Raw genomic sequence first — 19,507 nt, 5'->3', positions numbered from 1 at the left:
CCAATAGCTCCGCTATCGGGCCGCTCCGGCGCCTTGCGATGCACCGCACCAGACGCCGCGGCCTTTCCGACCCTGACCCATCGGACAGACCCTAGACGGGTCCGCCACCGGCACGGCGTAGCATCCGCGCATGCGACCTGCCAGATACAGCGATGAGGATCTTGAGCAGCACTCCCTGCGGCGCCGGGTGCCCGATGACGGGCAGCGGTCCGGGTTCGAGCACGACGTCGACCGGATCCTGTACTCGACGCAGTGGCGGGCGCTGGCCGGCAAGAGCCAGGTGGTGGCGAGCGCCGAGCTGGGCGCGTACCACACCCGGCTGACGCACTCCATGAAGGTGGCACAGCTCGGCCGGCGGATGGCCGAGCGCCTGGAGCGCAAATACGGCGGGCCGAATCCGGCCCTCGTCGAGGCGGCCTGTATGGCGCACGACATAGGCCATCCGCCGTTCGGGCACGCCGGCGAGCTGGCGCTGCGCGCCACGATGGACGAGCTGCACTTCGCCGAGGGTGTGCTGGACAGCTTCGAGGGCAATGCGCAGACCCTGCGGGTGCTGACCTTCCTCGCCGCCCACAAATACCCGGGCCACCGCGGACTGCATCTGACCCGTGCCTGTCTGGACGCGTCCACCAAATACCCGTGGGAGAGGGCGCCGGTCGACCAGGATCCGGCGCGGCATGTGAAGTGGGGCGTGTATGTCGCCGACCGGGAGGCGTTCGCGTGGGTGCGGGCGGGCCGCACCGACACCGCAGTACCGGTCGAGGAACAGGTCATGGACTGGGCGGACGATGTCACCTACGCCTGTCATGACGTCGAGGACTTCTACCGAACGGGCCTGATCCCGCTGGCCGCGCTGTTCCCACCGGACGGGTCCGCGGGTAGCGATACGGAACGGGAGATCCGCCGCTTCCTGGACTATGTGCAGGCCAAGCGGACGCGGGCAGGGGAGGCGTTCGACCGTGAGGCGGCGCTGCTGCTGATGGCGGACATCGGCAAGCGGCTCGCGGTGCACGCCCCGTACAGCGGCAGCCACGAGGACGCGGTCGCGGTCAACCGCCGTACCGCCGACCTGATTTCGTACTTCACCCGCGGGATCGAGCTGGAGGTGGGCGGTACGGCGGCGATCCGGTACGGGGCGCGGCTGGTGATCCCGGCGGAGCGGCGGGCGGCCTGCGATCTGCTCAAGGAACTGGTGTGGTGCTACGTCATCGACCGCCCGGCGCTCGCCACCCAGCAGCACGGCAAACGGCGGGTGGTCAGCGAGCTGCTGCGCTGGAGCCATGACGCCCCCGAGCTGCTGCCGCCGGACCGCACCGAGGAACTGGCGCAGCACGGCGACCGTCTGCGCGCCGCGGCCGACCATGTCGCCTCGCTCACCGAGGACCAGGCGCTGGCCCTGCACCGTCGGCTGTCCGGCACGGGCCTGGGGTCGGTCAACGACAACGTGTGGCTGTGAGCCGGAAACCGGAAAACGGAGTACCGGAAAAGGGAGTACCGGAGAACGGATACATGGCCGCCGCCGTTCTCCGGCCCCGCCCTCGGCTATTCGCCCCGCGGTTTCTTCTCCGGCCGCAGCGCGATACGGCCCAGCACCGCAGCGACGGCCAGTGCGGCCACCGCGATCAGCACATAGTCCGGCACGGCGTTTCCGATCCGCGCCGCCCATTCCTCGACCCGGATTTCGGCGTCCGGGTCGAGAATTCCCGGCAGTGCGCTGGTCCCGTTGAAGACCAGGAACAGGACGCCGATTCCGATGAAGAACACCCCGGACAGCACGGATGTGGTGTGCAACCGCAGCTTTCCGAGGGTGAATTCGCGGCCGCGCAGCCAGCCCCGTGTGCCGAGCTTGAAGCGGTCCCACAGCAGCGCGAGCACGAACAGCGGCAGCGCCATCCCCAGCGCGTAGACGGCGAGCATCGAGGCGCCGTACACCGGCGAGCCACTGACCGCTGTCACCGTCAGTACCGCGCCGAGGATCGGTCCCGCGCAGAAGCCGGCGAGGCCGTAGACACAGCCGAGGAGGAAGGTGGAGGCGGCCGAGCGCGGGGTGATCTTTGCGGCGGCCGCCTGGGCGCGCTTGGAGGCGAAACCCAGACCCAGGATCTGCGCGACGCCCATCGCGATGACGACCCAGCCACCGATGGCGACCAGTAGATCGCGGTGGCCGTTGAACAGCCGGCTGGCCGCCGTACTGGCCGCGCCGAGCGGGACCAGCGTTGTCGCGAGCCCCAGATAGAACACTCCGGTGCGGGCCAGCAGCCGGCCCGGATTCGAGAGCGAGTACGCGAAGAACGCGGGCAACAGCAGCGCGCTGCACGGGCTGAGCAGCGCGAGCGCGCCGCCGAGAAAGGCCGCGAGGTAGCCGATGTCGGTCACTTCCCGGCCCCTTCGCTCTTCTTCGCCGCGGCCGCCGCGGCGTCCTTGATGACCTGCTCGAAGACGTCGGTCTGCATGGCGCCGGCGACCGGCCGCCCGTTGATCAGGAAGGACGGCGTGGACTGCACACCCAGCCCATAGCCCTCCTCCTGGTCCCGCTTCAGCGCGCGCTCGGCACCCTGGCTGTTCATGTCCTTACGGAACTTCTCGATGTCCGGTACTCCGCTCGCCCGCGCCATGTCGACGAGCTTGTCCTCGGCCAGCGCGTCGCCCTTGCGGGTCTTGGCGTACAGCTCATGGTGCAGCTGCCAGAACGTGCCCTGCTGCCCGGCGGCCCAGGCTGCACGGGCGGCCCGCTCCGAGTCGGCGCCGAAGACGGGGAAGTTGCGGAACTCGATCCGCAGCGTGCCCGCGTCGACATACTTCTTGACCAGCTCCGGCTGGGTCTCGCGGGTGAAGCGCCCGCAGAACGAGCACTGGTAGTCGGCGTATTCGACGAGGACGACCGGGGCGTCCTTCTTGCCGACGGCCAGCGCGTCGCCGTCCTCGCGCCGGTTGGTCTGCTTGGCGAGGGCGTCGTACATCTTCTGCTGTCCGGCGTCCTCCGGGGCCGGGCCGGACGCGGCGGCACGGGGTGCGCCGGTGCCGTCGCCGTCGCGGCCGCCCTCGACGGCCTTGCCGACGGCGACGGCGACGGCGATCACGGCCACGACGAGCGCGATGATCGCGCCGATGGCGGCCAGTTTGCGGGTGGGAGAGGCGGATGTGGGCATGCGGAAGCTCCAGTCGTACGGGGAGGGAAGGTGGCCGGGTGCGTCGGCAGCGGCCTATATCCGTAGGACGGGGCGGAGCGAGGTGTGTTCGGTGGCGGGCGAGCTGCCCGTCGGGGGCCGGGCGAGCGCGAACTGCGCGGCTGCGTCGGTGGCGAGCGGCGCCGGGCCGGCGGCGACGGGGGCGAGCGGCTCGCCGCGGTGCGGGGTGGGCAGCGGGACGGACTCATCGGGTGCCGGCGCGTGCCGGCCCGAGCACTTCTTCGGCGTATCGGCCATGGCGATGGGTGCGGCGGCGTCGGGCGCCTGGCCCGAACTCGCCGTCAACACCGCATCGGGTATCTGGCCCGAACTCGCCGTCAACACCGCATCGGGTATCTGGCCCGAACTCGCCGTCAGCGCGGCCTCCGACGACCGGCCCGCCAGCCACGCCTGGTCGCCGCCGATCCGGCACAGCAGCGGCCCGAAGGTGACCGCGAGGAGAAGCAGCAGGGTCATCGCGGCCGACCGGCGCACTTGCTGCATGTCCCCTCCTCCGCGGTACGTGGCGCGAGCATGAACGTCCCATCCTACGGACCGCGCCCGGGCATCCTGAGCCCGGACCGTCCGGCCGCCGCGCCGCGTCACACCCTCCACGCCACGCCGCCGTGCGCGCTCACCACGACCGTATAACCATCGCCAGAAGCGGTTGCACAACCGGCATTCATAAGGCCGGTGGCACAGCTCACCATTGATCACACACCAATAAGTGCCACTACATCCCGACATGCCCGCGTTTGCACCTTTTGGCAAGGTCCTGCCCGAGCTGCGATAGTCGACCGCGGCGCCCCCCGTTACGGACCGGGCCGCTCAAGACCCCGCGGGCACCCCCCTTCCGCCCGCCGGAGGCCGGCACTGGGGCCCGACCCGCGTCACCGCGGGAGGGCCCCAGTCCGCTTCCGGAGTCATGCGGGCGGCGCGCCCCTCAGCGGTCGGTGACCCGGATCTCGAACCAGGTCGTCTTGCCGCGCGGCAGCAGATCCACGCCCCAGCGGTCGGAGAGCTTGTCGACGAGGAAGAGACCACGGCCACTGGTGTCCATTTCCTGGACCGGCATGAGACACGGCAGACCGCGGGACGGGTCGCGCACCTCGATCCGGATCCAGCCACGGCGGCGGAGCATCCGCAGCCCGAAGCAGCGGGCGCCGGTGTGCCGTACGGCGTTGCCGACCAGCTCCGAGACCAGCAGTACGGCATGCTCGGCGAGCTGCGGCGAGAGGGACCACTGCTTCAGCAGGACGGCGGCGGTCAGCCGGCGGGCGATGCCGGCGGACTGGGGGCGCGAGGGCAGTCGGACCTCGTCGAGAGTCGGGTCACCGACCAGTTCGAGTGCCGCGGACGCCGGGCCTCCCGGAGCCGGCACCCTGTCCCTGTCCGCTTCGGGGAGTCCCCAGCCCGCGGCGGCCGTACCGCTCCGCGGCCGCGGCTGCTCCATTCCTTCGAGGCCCGCCATGCCCCCCATCATGGCCGCTACTTGGCCCCTTCGGGGGCGGAACCGACGGAATCCGTTGCCCGGAATCAGCGGTCCCCGCCCCCCTGCGGGACATATGCCAACGGCAGTTAAGGTTCCGGCGCGACCCGACTGACCTGCGACGACCTCTCGCATGTGAAGGATCAGCGGGCTCGGCCAACAAGGCGCCCTTAAGCCGCAATTAAGTTTTCCGCAATTCGCCCACACGAGGCATAGACTCCCGGCCAAACCTCACGTGTCCCGCCAACACCAGCTGTTTCAGCGGAACTTGGCCTTGCCCGGTCCCTCCTCGACGAAACTGCGCATACCGGTCTCCCGGTCCTCGGTCGCGAACAGCCCCGCGAACCAGTTGCGTTCGATCGTCAGACCGGTGTCGATGTCCGTCTCCAGGCCCGCGTCGACGGACTCCTTGGCGGCCCGCAGCGCCAGTGCCGGACCGGCCGCCAGCCGGGCCGCCCACGCGTGCGCCTGCTCGTACACCTCGGCGGCCGGAACCACCCGGTCGACCAGACCGATGGTGAGCGCCTCGTCGGCCTTCACCTGGCGGCCGGTGAAGATGAGGTCCTTGGCCTTGGAGGGGCCCACGAGGCGGGACAGCCGCTGGGTGCCGCCGGCGCCCGGGATGAGGCCGAGCAGGATCTCGGGCTGGCCGAGCTTGGCGTTGTCGGCCGCGATCCGGAAGTCGGCACAGAGCGCCAACTCACAGCCGCCGCCCAGCGCATAGCCGGTGATCGCGGCGACCACCGGCTTGGGGATCCTGGCCACGGCGGTGAACGCGTCCTGCAGGACCTTGGAGCGCACGATCATGGCCGCATGGTCCATGGCCTGCATTTCCTTGATGTCCGCACCGGCCGCGAACACCTTCTCGCCGCCCCAGACCACGACGGCGCGCACATCGTCGCGGCGGCTTGCCTCCTCGGCCAGCTCGCGCAGCCGGTCCTGGGTGGCGATGTCCAGTGCGTTCATCGGCGGGCGGTCCAGGCGGATGGTGCCGACGCCGTCGGCGACCTCAAGATTCACAGTCATGGTGGAAGGTTAGTCCGCGTTAACGGCATGGGGCCCGGTGCACTTGGTCACAGTGCGCCGGGCCCGCGGGCCTGTCTCCCCGCCGGACCTACTGGCCGGCCTTCCACTTCTCCCAGGAGAGGTTCCAGTCGCTGAAGCCGTTGTCCGGCTGGATCGTTTCATCATGCGAGTTCTTGACGATCACGACATCGCCGACGAGGGAGTTGTCGAAGAACCAGGCCGCCGGGGTGGACTTGTCGTGGCCTCCGCGCGCGTCGAACAGGCCGACGCAGCCGTGGCTGGCGTTCCGCGTGCCGAAGGTCGGCTTGCCCGACCAGTAGTTGCCGTGGATGAACGTGCCGGACGTGCTCAGCCGCATCGCGTGCGGCACGTCCTTGATGTCGTACTCGCCGCCGAAGCCGACGGTGTCGCCGTTCATCCGCGTCACCGGGTGCTTCTCGCTGATCACCAGCTGGCCGTTGTACGTCTCGGTGCCCGGCGCACCCGAGGTGATCGGGATGGTCTTGACCGTCTTGCCGTCGCGGACGACGGTCATCTGCTTCGACTTGGCGTCGACGGTGCTCACCTGGCTGCGGCCGACGGTGAACGAGACCTCCTTGGACTGGGTGCCGTAGACACCCGGCCGGCCCTGGACGCCGTCGAGATCGAGCTTGAGGGTGACCTTGGTGCCGGCCGCCCAGTACTTCTCCGGGCGGAAGTCGAGCCGGTCGTTGCCAAACCAGTGGCCCTCGACCGGGACGGACGGCTTCGCCGTGACCTTGATGGCGTCCTCGACGGCCTGGGGGTCGGTGATCCCCCGGGTGAAGCGGATGGAGACCGGCATCCCGACGCCGACCCGCTGGCCGTTCTCCGGGGTGTACTGGCCGATGAAGGTGTTCTTGGGGACGAGGGTGGTGAAGCGGGAGTGCTCGGCGGCCTCCCGGCCCTGGCCGTCCACGGCTATCGCGTCGACGGTGTACTCCGTCGAGGCGCCGAGGTGGCCGCTCGGCTGCCACAGGGCCCCGCCGCCGGATATCTTCCCCGCCACCGCATTGCCCTTGCCGTCCTTGACCTTGACGGACTTGAGCTTGCCCTTCTTGGCGGTCACCTTCAGCGCGCCGCTGGTGGCGACGTCGTCCGCACCGTCCTTGGGCGCTATCGTGACGGCCGCCTGCGAGGCGGACTTGTCGGCGCCCGCCTTGCCGGCCGGCTTCTTGCCGTCGTCGCCGTCATCGCCACCGCATGCGGTCACCAGCAGCAGCATGGAGGCGACCAGCGAGGCAAGGGGCAGCGCGAGCGGCGCCCGTCCCTTGCGTGGCCACCGCCGCCGGCGAGCCGGCTCCCCCGATATCGGCTGCACGTTCACGACTGGCCCCTTTCCCCCTCGCACGGCCCGCGATCCCCCGCGCGCGGATGCGTACAGCGCGCGCTTGCCGTTAGATAACCACACCGCAGTGACAGTGAACTCCCCGCCACTGTCACCGTTTAGTCCCAAGTGCAAGGCGTGGGGCGCGGGCCTACGGACGGTAGCGAAGTGGCGGTCTGATTCGTCCGGAAGTCGGCCGAATTCAACCGGCCCCGCGAGGACGGATCGCCACAGCGCGGAGCCGGATCAGCGCAGCGCGGAGCCGGCCCGCCAGCGCGCCCACGACATGTTCCAGCCACCGAGACCGTTGTCGGGCGCGACCGTACGGTCCTGCGAGTTCCGCACCTCCACGGTGTCGCCGACGATCGAATGGGCGAAGAGCCAGCCGGCCGGGGTGTCCGGGCCGCCGCCCCGGATGTCCTTGAGCCCCACACAGCCATGGCTGGTGTTGAGGCCGCCGAAGATGGCGGGCGGCGCCCAGTAGTTGCCGTGCAGAAAGGTCCCGGACCGGGTGAGGCGCATGGCGTGCGGGACGTCCTTGATGTCGTACTCGCCGCCGAAGCCGACGGTGTCCCCGTCCATCCGCGTCACCGACTGGCGGGCCAGGATCACCATCTTCCCGTTGTAGGTGGGGTTCGCGGCATTGCCCGCGGTGACCGGCAGCCTCGCCAGCACCCGGCCGGACCGGCGCACCGTCATGGTGTGCCGGGCGGCGTCAATGGTGCTGATCTGATCCCGGCCGACCCGGTAGCGGATCGTCTTGCGCTGCGTCCCGTAGGCGTCCGGTCCGGCCTTCACATCGCGCAGCCGCAGATCGACGGTGATCACGGTGCCCGGCTTCCAGCGCGTCCGGGGCCTGAAGTCCAGCCGCCGGGAGCCGAACCAGTGGGCGCCGATCTCGACGGCGGGCCGGGCGGTGACCCTGATGCCGCGTTCGACGGCCGCGCGGTCGGCGATCCGCCGGTTGAAGGTCAGCGAGACGATCATGCCGGTGCCGACCCTGGTGTTGCTCTCCGGCGTGTAGAAGCCGATGAAGCGGTGCGGGGGCACGAAGGTGGTGAAGGTGGTGTGGCGTGCGGAGCGGCGGCCCTCACCGTCCAGCGCCACCACGTCGACGGTGTACTTCGAGCCGAGCGCGAGGCGGCCGGAGGTCGGCCGCCAGGTCAGTCCGTCCGGCGAGATCCGGCCGGCGAGGGGCTGCCGGCCGACGTCCCCGGCGCGTCCGGCGACGTCCCCGGCCCTCCGGACCTCGACCCGCTGCAGCCGCCCGTCCGGCACCCGGACCTCCAGCCGCTCCCGGGCCCCTACACCGCGCGCGCCATCGTCCGGGACGATCCTGATCGCCTCTGCCGCGGAGCGCGGTCGGCCGTCGACGAGCATGCCCGAGGGGGCGCAGCCGGCCAGCGCCGCCGATCCGGCGAGCACGGTCACGACGATCACAACGGCGGCGCGGGTACGGCGGGACCGGCTCCCGGCCCGGCTCCGCGCCCGCGTCCCCTCTCGTCGCGCCGGGCCCTTCGCCCGGCCCTCCTCATGGACGGTCATATACCGAATTGTGCCTGATGATGCGTCAGTTACGGGTGATGCCCTGAATCGGTATGTCACGGAGGGTGTGCCGGGCGCCCGCTCCTAGGGCCTGTCCGAGCGGAAGCGTGAGGCAACGCCCGGTTGCGGGAAGAACAACGGAGAGGGCGGAGACACACGCACGGCCGGGACTCCCCCGGCCAACGCTGGAGGTGCCCCCAGGCACGGGCCGCCGCCCGAATGAGCCATGAGCCGCAGGAGGCCGGCACGTGTCGAGCGCACCCCAGCAGGAGGCAGCACAGGACGGACCGGATGAACGGCGCCGGCAGGGCGGGCCGAACGGTCCGGAGGGGGACACGGTGCGGAGCGGGCCGGAGCTGAACGGCCGGCCGGTCCCCTCGCGCGCCGCACCCGCCACCGTCCGTCCCGGTAGTCCGACCCCCCTCGGGGCCCGATACCGCACCGGGCCCGACGGCGTCGCGGGCACCAACTTCGCCCTGTGGGCGGGCGGCGCCGAGGCCGTGGAGATCTGCCTCTTCGACGACGAGGAACACGAGACGCGCCATCCGCTGACCGAGCTGACGCATGAGATCTGGCACGGTTTCCTGCCCGGCGTACGCCCCGGGCAGCGTTACGGCTACCGGGTGTACGGGCGGTGGGACCCATGGGCGGGCGCCCGCTGGAATCCGGCCAAGCTGCTCCTCGACCCGTACGCACGGGCCGTGGACGGCGACTTCGACGGCGGCGCGGAAGCCACGGCCCCGCACCCCGCCCTGCCCGCGGAGCTCTACGGGCATGTCCGCGACTGGCCGCAGCAGCAGGTCGCCGACACCGTGCGCGACGACCGCGACTCGGCGCCGTACGTCCCCAAGGGTGTGGTGGTCGGCGATGACGCCGCCGACGGCTTGGGGGACGACGAATGGCGGGACGACCGGCGCCCCAAGACCCCCTGGCCGGATTCCGTGCTCTATGAGCTGCACGTCCGCGGCTTCACCATGCGTCATCCCGGTATCCCCGAGCGGCTGCGCGGCACCTACGCCGGGCTGGCGCACCCCGCCGCCCTGGAGCACCTCACCCGGCTCGGGGTCACCGCCGTGGAGCTGCTGCCCGTCCATCAGTTCGCGCACGAGGACCACCTGGTGCGCCGGGGGCTGCGCAACTACTGGGGCTACAACTCCATCGGCTACTTCGCGCCACACGCCGCATACGCCGCCACCGGCACCCGAGGGCAGCAGGTCGGTGAATTCAAGCGGATGGTGCGGGCGCTGCACGATGCGGGCATCGAAGTGATCCTCGACGTCGTCTACAACCACACCGCGGAAGCCGGCGAACTGGGCCCGACGCTCTCCCTCCGGGGCATCGACAACCGCGGCTACTACCGCCTCCAGGGCGACGCCCGCCGCTACGCCGACTACACCGGCTGCGGCAACACCCTGCACGTCGTACAGCCCCATGTGCTGCGGCTCATCACCGATTCGCTGCGCTACTGGGTCACCGAAATGGGCGTGGACGGCTTCCGTTTCGACCTCGCGGCCGCGCTGGCCCGCTCCATGCACGACGTCGACATGCTCTCCCCGTTCCTCGCCGTGATCGCCCAGGACCCGGTACTGCGCCGCGTCAAACTGATCGCCGAGCCCTGGGACGTGGGCTCCGGCGGCTATCAGGTCGGCGCCTTCCCGCCCCTGTGGACGGAGTGGAACGACCGCTACCGCGACACGGTCCGCGACTTCTGGCGCGGCGCCCAGCCCGATGTGCGCGATCTGGGCTACCGCCTGTCCGGATCGAGCGACCTGTACGCCTGGGGCGGCCGCCGCCCGTACGCCTCGGTCAACTTCATCACCGCCCATGACGGTTTCACCCTCCGCGACCTGGTCACCTACGAGCACAAGCGCAACGGGGACAACGGCGAGGGCAACCGCGACGGCACCCACGACAACCGGGCCTGGAACTGCGGCGCCGAGGGCGAGAGCGACGATCCGGCCGTCAACGCCCTGCGCCGCCGCCAGCTCCGCAACCTCCTCACCACCCTCCTGCTGTCCACCGGCGTCCCGATGCTGGTCGCGGGCGACGAGATGGGCCGCACCCAGCACGGCAACAACAACGCCTACTGCCAGGACAACCCGACCAGTTGGCTCGACTGGTCGCTCCTCGGAGACCCGCAGTGGCGCCCGCTGGCCGACCTCACCGCCCGTCTGATCGCACTGCGCCGCACCCATCCCGTACTGCGCCGCCGCGCCTTCTTCTCCGGCCGCCCGCAGCAGCTCGGCGGCCTGCGCGACCTGGCCTGGTTCAACGCCGAGGGGACGGAAATGACCGAGCGGGACTGGTACGCACCGGGGGCCACGCTGAGCATGTACCTGTCCGGCAACGACATCTCGCAGCGCGACGCCCAGGGCGGCCGCATCGTCGACGACAGCTTCCTCGCCGTCCTGCACGCCGCCGCGTGCCCCCGGCCCGTCACGCTCCCCGGCCCGCCCTGGGCCCAGACGTACGAACTCCTCGTCGACACCGCGGAGGAGCAGCCGACGGCGGATACCCGGTACAAGGCCGGCATCACCATCACCGTTCCGGGGCGGTCGGTGCTGCTGTTCCGGGCGGATCCCGGCTGACGGGCGACGGTTTCGCCTTCGCCTCCGGCTTCGGCTTCGGCATCGGCATCGGCATCGGCATCCTGCCCGGCAAAAAACCGCGTGAGCATTGTCAGTGGTGCGGCTTACGCTCGCGAGTGATGGCCGATACCGCGCAAATGACGCCCCAGACCGACCGGACCACCCCCTCACGCCGCTCCGCAGTGCGCTCACTGCTGCGCCTGTGGCCCTTCGTCCGCCCGGTGCGGACGCGGTTGTCCCTGGCCGCGTTCGTGGCGGTGATCGCGTCGTGCATAGGGCTGGTCATTCCGCTGGTGCTCAAGTGGCTGGTGGACGGTCCGGTGGCGGAGCGCGATCCGGGCGGTACGTGGCTGGGCGGCGGCTATCTGCTGCTCCTCGGGATTGCCGAGGCGGCCCTGTTCGGGATACGGCGGGTGCTGGTGGCACGGCCCCTGGCCGGTGTCGAGGCGGCGATGCGCGAGGCGCTGTACCGCCATGTCCAGCGGCTTCCGGTCTCCTTCCACGACCGCTGGACGTCCGGCCAGCTGCTGTCGCGCGGCACCACCGACCTTCAACTGGTGCGGATGTTCCTCGCCTTCCCCCTGACGTTCCTGCTGGTCAACGGCGCGACGATCCTGGTGGGCTGTGTACTCCTGCTGGTGCAGCGGTGGTCGCTCGGACTGGTGCTGCTCGCGCCGGTGCTGCCGCTGATGGTGATGTGCTCGGTCTTCGAGGCGAAGTACGCGGTCGGGGCGCGCCGGGCCCAGGACCAGGTGGGTGATCTGACGACGGTGGTCGAGGAGTCGGTGCTCGGCATCCGGATCATCAAGGGCTTCGGACGGCATCGCAGCCAGGCCCGCGCCTTCAAGGAACTGACGCACCAGCTGCGTACCACCGAACTGCACAAGGCGCGGCTGCTGGCCGCCATCTGGTGTGTCATGTCGATGCTGCCGGAGATCGCCATCGGCGCGACCCTGGTGATCGGCACGGTTCAGGTGGCCGACGGCGCGCTGTCCGCGGGCACGCTCGTCGCGTTCCTGTCGACGGCACTGGCGCTGCGCTGGCCGGTGGACTCCATCGGCTTCCTGCTGGCCATGAGCAACGAGGCGGCGACGGCCACGGACCGGTATTTCGAGGTCATGGACGAAGCCGCGGTGCGGGACGAGGCCCGTGCCGGGGAAGCCGGGAGCGAGGCGGCCGGCGGCCGACGGACGCCCGGAGCGGGTGAACGCGCCGCTGGACGGGCGTCCCCCCGCGCCCCTGAGGCGTGCGGGAGCTCCGTCGGCGGGCTGGTCTTCGACGGTGTGGAGTTCCGGTATCCCGATGCGGCGACGGACACCCCGCCGACCCTCCGGGGCATCGATCTGCACATCAGGCCGGGCGAGACGATGGCGCTGGTGGGAGCGACGGGCAGCGGGAAGACCACGCTCACGGCGCTGGTGCCCCGGCTGTACGACCCCACCGCGGGCCGGATCACCGTAGACGGCCGGGACCTCGCGACGCTCAGCCGGGACGAGGCGCGGGCGCTGGTCGCGGTGGCCTTCGAGGAGCCCACCCTCTTCTCGGCGACCGCGGCGGAGAACGTCCTGATGGGCGCGGAGGACGCCCAAGAGGCCGATGTGATACGGGCGTTACGGGTCGCGCAGGCCGACGGCTTCGTCCATGCCCTCCCCGAAGGCACCGCCACCCAGGTCGGCGAGCAGGGCCTGAGTCTCTCCGGCGGGCAGCGGCAACGGCTCGCCCTGGCCCGCGCGGTGGTCGGCCGGCCGCGCTTCCTGATCCTCGACGACCCGCTCTCCGCACTCGACGTGCACACCGAGGCCCTGGTGGAGGCCGCCCTGCGGCAGGTCCTGGCGAGCACCACCGCCCTGGTCGTCGCCCACCGGCCGTCCACGGTCCTGCTCGCCGACCGGGTGGCCCTGCTGTCCGGCGGCCGGATCACCGCCGTCGGCACGCACCACGAACTGCTCCGGGACAACCCCGAGTACGCCGTCTTGATGTCCGGCGAACCGGACCGCGACGGCCGCGTTGCCCATGAGTGCGCACCGGAACACAGCGACCACGACCAGGGCCGCGGCGACACGGGCCGCCGCGAGGGGGAGAGCGTCCGATGACGACCGCCGCGACCGGCCTGCCGGCCGATGACCACGAGGGCAGCCAGGCGCACGGCAACCACGAGGGCGAGGACGCCCCACAGCCGCCGCCCGAATCCGACGCGTTCGAACGGGACGTGCTCCCCACGCCCAAGGGCGCCTCGCGTTCCCTGCTGAGGTCGTTGCTGGCGCCGCACCACGGCCGTGTCTGGGTGACCGCCGTGCTCCTCCTGATCCAGCAGATCGCGGTGCAGGCCGGCCCGCTGCTGGTGGCGTACGCGATCGACCACGCCGTACCGGCGCTGCGGGCCGACGACTACGGTCCGCTGATCTTCGTGGCGGTGGCGGCCGCGCTGTGCGCCATGGCGTCCGGCGGGCTGCAGTTCGCGTTCATCAGGATCTCGGCCCGGGTCAGCCAGGACGCCCTGCTCGACCTCCGCGGCCGGATCTTCCGGCACGGGCAGGCGCTCAGCCTGGACTTCCACGAGCGTTATACGTCCGGCCGGCTGATCTCCCGGGCCACGACCGATGTGGAGTCGCTGCGCGAACTCCTCGACGAGGGCCTGCAAGAGCTGATCACGGTCGTTCTCTCGACCGTCTTCATCACCGCGACGCTGGTCTTCCTGGACGGGGGTTTCGGCGCCGCGGCCATCGCCTCCGCCGGGCCGCTCTACCTCCTCGTACGCTCCTTCCAGCGCCGCTCCCAGCGGGTCTACAGCACGAAGTCCACCGCGATCGCGGCCGTCATCGTGAAGTTCACCGAGACCATCAACGGCATCCGCCCGGTGCAGGCGTTCCGCCGCGAGCGGCCGAACGACGCCGCGTTCGCCCGGCTGAACCACCACCACGAGCGGATCAACGGCTCCGCCACCCTGGAGATGGCCCGGTATGTCGTCTCGTCCCGGCTGGTGGCCAACTTCGCGGTCGCCGCGATCGTCCTGTGGGGCGCGTACCGCGTCGCCTCCGGCGGTCTCGCGCTCGGTGTGCTGGCCGCCGCGGCGCTCTATCTGCGCCGGCTGTACGACCCCATCGACCGGCTGGGGATGTTCCTCAACTCGTACCAGTCCGCGGCCGCTTCGCTGGAGAAGATCGCCGGGCTGCTCGCCCAGCGGCCCGGCGTCCCGGAGCCGGTGGAGCCGGTCGCGCTGCCGGCCGTGGCGGCCGGCCGGCCCGGCCGCGAGGTCGACTTCAGCGGCGTCCGCTTCGCGTACCGCTCCGGCGGCGAGGTGCTGCCCCGCTTCGACCTGACCCTCGCGGCCGGTTCGACCGTCGCCGTGGTGGGCGCCACCGGCGCCGGCAAGTCCACCCTCGCCAAGCTGCTGGCCCGCTTCTACGACCCCACCGAGGGGCGCGTTCTGCTCGACGGTGTCGACCTGCGCGATCTGTCCACCGCAGAGCTGCGCCGCGGCGTCGTGATGGTGACCCAGGAGGCGTTCCTGTTCTCCGGCACGGTCGCCGAGAACATCGCCGTCGGCCGCCCGGACGCCACCCGCGCGGAGATCGAGCTGGCCGCGAAGGCCATCGGCGCGCATGACTTCATCACCGGCCTGCCGGACGGCTACGACACCGACGTCCGCAAGCGCGGCGGCCGCATCTCCGCAGGTCAGCGACAGTTGGTGGGCTTCGCCAGGGCGCTGCTCGCCGATCCCGCGGTGCTCATCCTGGACGAGGCCACCAGCTCGCTGGACATCCCGGGCGAGCGGGCGGTGCAGCGCGCCATGAGCACCGTGCTGCTGGGCCGTACGGCCGTCGTCATCGCGCACCGCCTGTCGACGGTCGAGATCGCCGACCGGGTCCTCGTCATGGCCGACGGCCGGATCGTCGAGGACGGCCCCCCGTCCGAACTGATCGCGGACCGCGGCCGTTTCGCGGCGCTGCACGAGGCGTGGCGGGAGAGCGTGAGGTGAGGACCGGGTGAGCGTCGGGTGAGGACCAGGGGGGAAGGCGGGCGGTCGATGCGCAACGGCTCCGGCTCATGGTGCTCGCCGGGCGTCCGCGCCCTCGGCCACCGACTGTCCGTCATCCGAACACGAATTTCGCGCAACGGACGGTTTCCGGCCAATTAATTGAAGGGAGCCTGACAATCGCGCGTCTGAGGTGGGACTCTTCCCGGCAACCGCCGCGGGGACCCCCACAGCGCTTCTCCCCGCGACGTCACCTGTACGTCTCCCCCCACACGCTCCATGAGTTCTGCCTCGCTCTGCCCGGTCGGCCGCTTCGCCGCCCGGTCCCCCTCGGCCGCACCGTCGAGTCGCGGCCACCGCAGAAGGAGTCAGTGTGAGACGCACCCCCCATAGACGCGCCGTAGCGACCGGCGCGTTGGTCGCCGTCACGGCGATGCTGGCCGTCGGCGTGCAGGCCGGCACCGGCACGGCGGCCGCCCCCCGGCCGGGCACCACGCATGCCACAGCCGACCCCGGCGCACTGCCGGCCAAGCTGTCCCCGTCCCAGCGTGCGGAGCTGATACGGGCAGCCGGCGCCACCACCGCCGAGACCGCGAAGCTGCTGAAGCTCGGCGCGAAGGAGAAACTGGTCGTCAAGGACGTCACGAAGGACGCCGACGGCACCACGCACACCCGCTACGAGCGCACCTACGACGGGCTGCCCGTCCTCGGCGGCGACCTCGTCGTGCACCAGAGCAAGGGCGGCGCCCTCAAGGGCGTCACCAAGGCCGTCCGCGCGCAGCTCAAGGTCGCGGGCACCACCGCGAAGGTCAAGCCGGCCGCGGCCGAGGCGAAGGCCGTCAAGTCGGCGCAGGCGCACGGGTCGAAGCAGACCGCGGCCGCGAAGGCGCCGCGCAAGGTGGTCTGGGCCGCCGACGGCACACCGGTGCTCGCGTACGAGACCGTGGTCGGCGGGCTCCAGGACGACGGCACGCCCAACGAGCTGCATGTCATCACGGACGCGACGACCGGCGCCAAGATCTTCGAGTACCAGGGGATCGAGAACGGCACCGGCAACAGCCAGTACAGCGGCAAGGTCACGCTCGGCACCGCGCCCTCGTACACACTGACCGACACCGGACGCGGCAACCACAAGACCTACGACCTCAACCACGGCTCGTCCGGCACCGGGACGCTGTTCTCCGACGCGGACGACGTGTGGGGCGACGGGACTCCGCAGAACGTGCAGACGGCCGGTGTGGACGCACACTTCGGTGCCGCGCTGACCTGGGACTACTACAAGAACGTGCACGGCCGCAGCGGCATCAGGGGCGATGGCGTCGGGGCGTACAGCCGGGTGCACTACGGCAACAACTACGTCAACGCCTTCTGGAGCGACAGCTGCTTCTGCATGACGTACGGCGACGGCAGCGGCAACGCCAATCCGCTGACGTCCATCGACGTCGCGGCGCACGAAATGACGCACGGCGTCACCTCCGCCACCGCCAACCTCACCTACAGCGGTGAGTCCGGCGGACTCAACGAGGCCACCAGCGATATCTTCGCGTCCGCCACGGAGTTCAACGCCAACAACCCCAGTGATGTCGGCGACTACCTCATCGGCGAGAAGATCGACATCAATGGCGACGGCACCCCGCTGCGCTACATGGACAAGCCCAGCAAGGACGGCGCGTCCAAGGACTCCTGGTATTCCGGCATCGGCAATATCGACGTCCACTACTCCTCAGGGGTCGCCAATCACTTCTTCTACCTGCTGTCCGAGGGCAGCGGCCCGAAGGACATCAACGGCGTCCACTACGACAGCCCGACCTCCGACAACCTGCCCGTCCCGGGCATCGGCCGGGCCAACGCCGAGAAGGTGTGGTTCAAGGCGCTCACCCAGTACATGAGCTCCAACACCAACTACGCGGCGGCGCGCACCGCCACACTGTCCGCGGCCGCCGACCTCTTCGGGCAGGGCAGCGCGACGTACAACACGGTCGCCAACACCTGGGCGGCGGTCAACGTCGGCTCCCGTGTCCCGGGGGACGGCGGCGGCACCGTCTTCGAGAACACCACCGACGTGCCGATCCCGGACGCGGGCACGGCGGTGACCTCGCCGGTCATCGTCAGCCGCAGCGGCAACGCGCCCAGCGGGCTCCAGGTGGCGGTGGACATCGTGCACACCTACCGCGGCGACCTGGTCATCGACCTGCTCGCCCCGGACGGCACGGCGTACCGCCTGAAGAACTCCAACGCCAACGACTCGGCGGACAACGTGAAGGCGACCTACACCGTCAACGCCTCCTCGAAGGCGGCGAGCGGCAACTGGAAGCTGCGGGTCCAGGACGTTTACGCCGAGGACAAGGGCTACATCAACGGCTGGAAGCTCACCTTCTGACGAGGCGACAACACCTCAGCGTCACCTTGGTGTGACAGAGGGGAATCGACACCTCGCAAACCACCACAAGTCGCCCGCTAAGGCGACAAGTTGGGCGTCGTCCCGGACGTTGGGGGCGGCGCCCAACTCCGTTATACGGACAACGATCTTCACTCCACGAACCATTTTCAGCCAACCTGCGAAAACCCTCCTGACATGCACGCGTTCGAATGGCAGTCTTCCCGACGCATGTCACACCCGCATCGCTTTGCACCCCCACCACTTGGCAAAGTTGAAGGAGCACGCGTGACCCCCCGCATATCCCGTAAGACCCGTGTCACCGGTACCGCCCTCGCCGCCGCGGCCCTCCTGGCCGCCGGCATCACCGTTGGTACCGCGGGCGCTTCGACCACGCAGACCAGCGAGAAGAGCGCACTGCCGATCAAGCTGAGCGCCTCGCACCGTGCAGAACTGCTGCGTGACGCGAGCGCCGTCAAGGCGCAGACCGCCAAGGAGCTCGGCCTCGGCTCGCAGGAGAAGCTGGTCGTCAAGGACGTCATCAAGGACGCCGACGGCACCACGCACACCCGCTACGACCGCACCTTCGCCGGACTCCCGGTCCTGGGCGGCGACTTGATCGTGCACACCGCCAAGGGCGGCGCCGTCAAGAGCACCACCAAGGCGACCGGCAAGTCCATCAAGGTGGCCTCCACCACCGCGAAGATCGCCGCCTCCGCCGCCGCGAAGTCCGCGCAGGGCACCGCGACCAAGACCATCAGCGCGAAGGGTGCCGACGCGCAGACCCCCACGAAGGTCGTCTGGGCCGCCTCCGGCACGCCCGTCCTCGCCTACGACACCGTCGTCAAGGGTGTCCAGAAGGACGGCACGCCCAGCCGGATGCACGTCATCACCGACGCCAACACCGGCAAGAAGCTCTTCCAGTACGACGACATCCACACCGGCAAGGGCGAGAGCCAGTACAGCGGCAGCGTCGAGCTGGGCACCACCAAGGAAGGCAACAAGTTCACGCTGACCGACGGTGAGCGCGGCAGCCACAAGACCACCAACCTGGAGAACAGCGAGAACGGCGAGGGCAAGCCGTTCTCGGACGACGACGACGCGTGGGGCACCGGCAAGCCCGACGACCCGCAGACCGCGGGCGTCGACGCGGCCTACGGCGCGGGCGTGACCTGGGACTACTACAAGAACGTGCACGGCCGTGCGGGCATCAAGGGCGACGGCAAGGGCGCCTCGTCCCGCGTCCACTACGGCGACAGCTTCGTCAACGCCTTCTGGGACGACAGCTGCTTCTGCATGACGTACGGCGACGGCGAGGGCAACAAGAAGCCGCTCACCTCCCTCGACGTGGCGGCCCACGAGATGTCGCACGGTGTCACCTCCGCCACCGCCAACCTGGAGTACAGCGGCGAGTCCGGCGGCCTGAACGAGGCCACCTCGGACATCTTCGGTACCTCGGCCGAGTTCTACGCCAAGAGCGAGAAGGACCCGGGCGACTACCTCATCGGCGAGAAGATCGACATCAACGGTGACGGCACCCCGCTGCGCTACATGGACAAGCCCAGCAAGGACGGCCAGTCGCAGGACAACTGGGACTCCAACACCGGCGGTCTCGACCCGCACTACTCCTCGGGCGTCGGCAACCACTTCTTCTACCTGCTGTCCGAGGGCAGCGGCCCGAAGGAGATCGGTGGCGTGAAGTACGACAGCCCGACGGCGGACGGCTCCAAGGTCGAGGGCATCGGCCGGGACAAGGCCGAGAAGATCTGGTTCAAGGCCCTGACCGAGTACATGACCTCGACCACCGACTACAAGGGCGCGCGCGAGGCGACCACCAAGGCCGCCACGGACCTCTACGGTGCGGACAGCGCCGAGGTCAAGGGCGTCGACGCCGCGTGGACCGGTGTCGCCGTCAAGTGACGCGTCGCCCGACACGTCGCCGGCCATCACACCGGCCGCAACGCACTGAAGGCTCCGGGGTAGCGTGACCCCAA

General features: G+C 70.4%; 13 protein-coding genes. 6 read left to right on the top strand and 7 right to left on the bottom strand.

Features of this window, described 5'->3' with window-relative positions; all coding sequences use genetic code 11:
* The first annotated feature begins 130 nt into the window (after positions 1 to 130).
* Positions 131 to 1,456: a dGTP triphosphohydrolase gene (dgt, locus tag AB0I10_RS28470; protein ID WP_363155501.1), complete on the top strand. Its 1,326-nt coding sequence runs from the start codon at positions 131 to 133 to the stop codon at positions 1,454 to 1,456.
* Positions 1,457 to 1,542: 86 nt separating this feature from the next.
* On the opposite strand, the gene AB0I10_RS28465 is transcribed toward dgt, so the two are convergent.
* From AB0I10_RS28465 to AB0I10_RS28435, 7 genes are all read right to left on the bottom strand, one after another.
* The gene (locus tag AB0I10_RS28465; RefSeq protein ID WP_363155500.1) at positions 1,543 to 2,376 is read right to left on the bottom strand and encodes a cytochrome c biogenesis CcdA family protein; all 834 of its coding nucleotides are present in this window, start codon (positions 2,374 to 2,376) and stop codon (positions 1,543 to 1,545) included.
* Positions 2,373 to 3,149 carry a thioredoxin domain-containing protein gene (locus AB0I10_RS28460; RefSeq protein WP_363155499.1) on the bottom strand — a complete coding sequence of 259 codons (777 nt, stop codon included), beginning with the start codon at positions 3,147 to 3,149 and terminating at the stop codon, positions 2,373 to 2,375. Before AB0I10_RS28460 ends, AB0I10_RS28465 begins: the two co-directional genes overlap by 4 nt.
* Positions 3,150 to 3,203: 54 nt before the next feature.
* Positions 3,204 to 3,671, bottom strand: coding sequence for a hypothetical protein (locus AB0I10_RS28455; protein WP_363155498.1), 468 nt, complete (start codon positions 3,669 to 3,671; stop codon positions 3,204 to 3,206).
* A 439-nt stretch (positions 3,672 to 4,110) separates the two neighbouring features.
* Positions 4,111 to 4,650, bottom strand: coding sequence for an ATP-binding protein (locus tag AB0I10_RS28450; RefSeq protein WP_363155497.1), 540 nt, complete (start codon positions 4,648 to 4,650; stop codon positions 4,111 to 4,113).
* A gap of 264 nt (positions 4,651 to 4,914) precedes the next feature.
* Positions 4,915 to 5,682 carry an enoyl-CoA hydratase-related protein gene (locus AB0I10_RS28445; RefSeq protein ID WP_363155496.1) on the bottom strand — a complete coding sequence of 256 codons (768 nt, stop codon included), beginning with the start codon at positions 5,680 to 5,682 and terminating at the stop codon, positions 4,915 to 4,917.
* 88 nt (positions 5,683 to 5,770) lie between these two features.
* On the bottom strand, positions 5,771 to 6,925 hold the full coding sequence (locus AB0I10_RS28440) for an Ig-like domain-containing protein (protein WP_363155506.1): 1,155 nt from the start codon (positions 6,923 to 6,925) through the stop codon (positions 5,771 to 5,773).
* 348 nt (positions 6,926 to 7,273) lie between these two features.
* On the bottom strand, positions 7,274 to 8,572 hold the full coding sequence (locus AB0I10_RS28435) for an Ig-like domain-containing protein (RefSeq protein WP_363155495.1): 1,299 nt from the start codon (positions 8,570 to 8,572) through the stop codon (positions 7,274 to 7,276).
* Positions 8,573 to 8,910: 338 nt separating this feature from the next.
* On the opposite strand from AB0I10_RS28435, the gene glgX reads away from it, so the two are divergent.
* The 5 genes from glgX (at position 8,911) to AB0I10_RS28410 (ending at position 19,433) form a co-directional block, all read left to right on the top strand.
* Positions 8,911 to 11,160 carry a glycogen debranching protein GlgX gene (glgX, locus tag AB0I10_RS28430; protein WP_363155505.1) on the top strand — a complete coding sequence of 750 codons (2,250 nt, stop codon included), beginning with the start codon at positions 8,911 to 8,913 and terminating at the stop codon, positions 11,158 to 11,160.
* Between the two features lie 137 nt (positions 11,161 to 11,297).
* Complete coding sequence (locus AB0I10_RS28425) at positions 11,298 to 13,253, top strand: ABC transporter ATP-binding protein (protein ID WP_363155494.1); 1,956 nt, start codon at positions 11,298 to 11,300, stop codon at positions 13,251 to 13,253.
* Positions 13,250 to 15,139: an ABC transporter ATP-binding protein gene (locus AB0I10_RS28420; protein WP_363155493.1), complete on the top strand. Its 1,890-nt coding sequence runs from the start codon at positions 13,250 to 13,252 to the stop codon at positions 15,137 to 15,139. Before AB0I10_RS28425 ends, AB0I10_RS28420 begins: the two co-directional genes overlap by 4 nt.
* 370 nt (positions 15,140 to 15,509) lie before the next feature.
* Complete coding sequence (locus AB0I10_RS28415) at positions 15,510 to 17,516, top strand: M4 family metallopeptidase (RefSeq protein ID WP_363155492.1); 2,007 nt, start codon at positions 15,510 to 15,512, stop codon at positions 17,514 to 17,516.
* Between the two features lie 285 nt (positions 17,517 to 17,801).
* Complete coding sequence (locus tag AB0I10_RS28410) at positions 17,802 to 19,433, top strand: M4 family metallopeptidase (protein WP_363155491.1); 1,632 nt, start codon at positions 17,802 to 17,804, stop codon at positions 19,431 to 19,433.
* Positions 19,434 to 19,507 lie beyond the last annotated feature (74 nt).

The sequence above is a fragment of the Streptomyces sp. NPDC050636 genome, from assembly GCF_040654775.1.
Classification (GTDB): Bacteria; Actinomycetota; Actinomycetes; order Streptomycetales; family Streptomycetaceae; genus Streptomyces.
This window is presented reverse-complemented; position numbering and strand designations above follow the sequence as displayed.